This is a genomic window from Halanaerobium sp. (assembly GCF_003070835.1).
The window spans coordinates 1-2,683 of record NZ_QBLR01000402.1 but is presented as its reverse complement, the minus strand read 5'-3'; the positions used below and the strand labels follow the sequence as shown (position 1 = coordinate 2,683).

Below are 2,683 nucleotides of genomic sequence, written 5' to 3'. Positions count from 1 at the left end.
AAAAGTTAGTTCAGAAAAACTTCTTGAGAGCTTAAAAAAAGCAGGTTATAACGCTGTCCCAAAAAATTAATATGATTTTTAAATCTAAAATAACACAATCGGGGTGAAATTATATAGTGAAAGCTTTGACTTTTAAACAGGGGATACATCCTGAGTATAATAAGGAATTAACAAAGGATAAACCCTTAAAAAATGCTAAACGTCCTGAGGAAGTAATTATTCCTCTAAAACAGCATATAGGTGCACCACTCAAGGTGCTTGTTAAAAAAGGAGATCAGGTTGATCTTGGACAAAAAATTGCTGATAGTGATAGTTTTGTCTGTGCTCCTATTCATGCTTCTGTATCTGGGACAGTAAAAGAAATTAGAAAAGTAACAGATCCAGGAGGAAACATTGTAGACGCTGTAGTTATTGAGGCAGCCGAAGAAGATTCTCTTAATTCTGGTCTGGAAAAACATGATAGTTTAGATCAGCTCGATGCAGCTCAAATTAGAAAAATCATCAGAGAGGCAGGAATAGTTGGTATGGGTGGAGCGATGTTTCCAACTCATGTTAAGGTATCAGTTCCTGATGACAAAAATGTTGATCATGTAATTTTAAATGGAGCAGAATGTGAGCCTTATCTAACAGTTGACCATCGAGTAATGGTGGAAAGACCAAAGAGTATTGTTTTTGGTTTAAAAGCTTTAATGAAAGCTGCAGGTGCACCAGGTGGTTTTATTGGGATTGAAGAAAATAAACCTGAAGCAATCGAGAGTATGCAGGATGCGGTTAACGATGAAGCTAATATTGAAGTTAAGATTTTAGAGACAAAGTATCCACAGGGTGGAGAAAAAATGTTAATTGAAGCTATTCTTGGTCGAGAAGTTCCGGCTGGAGGGCTGCCGCTTGATGTAGGAGTTGTGGTTAATAATACATCTACAGCAGCTGCAGTTGCAGATGCAATTAGAGATGGAAAGCCACTTTACGAAAGATCTATATCGATTACAGGCCGTGGAATTAATTCTCCCCAGAACTTGATTTATCGGATAGGTATAAATATTGGTGACCTGGTAGAAGAAGCGGGTGGCTTAAAAGATAATGCGGCCAAAGTAATTACAGGTGGACCTATGATGGGAGTGGCTCAAAAGAATTTAAATATTCCTGGAGTAAAGGGTACATCCGGCATCCTGGTTTTAGTTGAGGATGAAGTTGAAGAATATGAACCTTCTCCCTGTATCAACTGTGCTAAGTGTGTTGATGCCTGTCCTATGTTTTTAATGCCGACTCAACTGGCAAATTATGCGAAAAATGATATGGTGGAGGAATTGGAAGACTGGCAGGTCTTAAGCTGTATTGAGTGTGGTTCCTGTTCATTTGTCTGTCCGGCTAAAATACCTCTGGTTCATCATCTGCGTCTTGGTAAGGCTCAGGTTATGGCCAAAAAAAGAGAAGAAAATTAAGGAGGATAATCAATAATGAATAACGAATTAATTGTAACATCCTCACCACATGTCAGATCACAGGATTCAGTAAAAAAAATAATGTGGTCAGTTGTGCTTGCTCTTTTGCCTGCGGTTTTTGCTGCTGTATATTTCTTTAAAGCAAGAGCACTATCTGTGATTCTGGCAGCTGTTGTTGGTGCAGTTTTAACAGAATACATATTTCAAAGAGTCAGAAATAAAAAAATTATGATTAAAGATGGAAGTGCAGTAGTTACAGGATTACTTCTGGCACTTACACTCCCACCTTCGATTCCGCTCTGGACTGCTTTTTTTGGTTCAGTAGTTGCTATTGGTCTGGGAAAACAGGTTTTTGGTGGAATCGGACAAAATTCATTTAATCCAGCCTTAGTTGGGAGAGCATTTTTAACAGCTTCTTATCCAGTTTTAATGACTACCTGGACTGTAGATGGAGTTTCTTCTGCAACACCTTTAAGTCAGATGAAAATGGAAGGGATTGCAACTGATACCTGGAATCTTTTTGTAGGTCAGATTGGTGGTTCTTTAGGAGAGACATCAGCCTTAGCTCTATTATTAGGTTTTTCTTATCTTTTATATAAAGGCTATGTAAACTGGAGAATTCCGCTGGCAATGGTTGGAACAGTATTTTTAGGCACTTTTGCCTTTGGTTCAGATCCAATTTTTCATCTTTTCGCAGGTGGCTTAATGCTGGGTGCGCTATTTATGGCTACTGATATGGTCTCCAGTCCAACAACAAAGTTGGGACGCTGGATTTTTGGAATTGGAGCCGGCCTTTTAGTTGTTATAATTAGACTCTGGGGTGGATATCCAGAAGGTGTAATGTACAGTATTTTATTGATGAATACAGCAGTACCTTTAATTAACAGATATACAAGACCCCGCAGTTTAGGAGAGGTGAGATAAATGGAAAAGAATAGTACAAAAGCCATGATTATAACTTTAGCCACTATAGGGATAATATCTGCTATATTATTGACCTTTGTCTATCAGTGGACGATTCCATATATCGAAGAAAATCAGGAAGAAACAAGAAGAGCTGCAATTAAAGAAGTTTTGCCCTTAGCGGAAGAAATCAATCAGGTAGAAAGAGAGAGTCAGATTTTTTACGAAGGTTATGACAATAGTGGTAATCGAGTAGGAGTGGCATATCAGCACAGTGGTGGTGGCTACAATGGACCGATAGAATTAATGATCGGAGTTGATCTGGAAGCAGAAGAAAT

Annotated in this window: 2 protein-coding genes and 1 pseudogene; all 3 read left to right on the top strand. The window is 38.4% G+C overall.

What is annotated here, in order from left to right; all coding sequences use genetic code 11:
* Positions 1-116 precede the first annotated feature (116 nt).
* Complete coding sequence (rsxC, locus tag CI949_RS19635) at positions 117-1,442, top strand: electron transport complex subunit RsxC (RefSeq protein WP_133529846.1); 1,326 nt, start codon at positions 117-119, stop codon at positions 1,440-1,442.
* A gap of 15 nt (positions 1,443-1,457) precedes the next feature.
* A complete protein-coding gene (locus tag CI949_RS19630) occupies positions 1,458-2,366 on the top strand; it encodes an RnfABCDGE type electron transport complex subunit D (protein WP_290769569.1) in 909 nt (302 codons plus the stop codon).
* A pseudogene (locus CI949_RS19625) lies at positions 2,367-2,683 on the top strand (electron transporter RnfG); the annotation flags it as partial.

Bases quoted from the DNA above. Each gene is read 5' to 3' on its own strand.
- CI949_RS19630 (WP_290769569.1), top strand. From the start codon at position 1,458: ATGAATAACGAATTAATTGTAACATCCTCACCACATGTCAGATCACAG.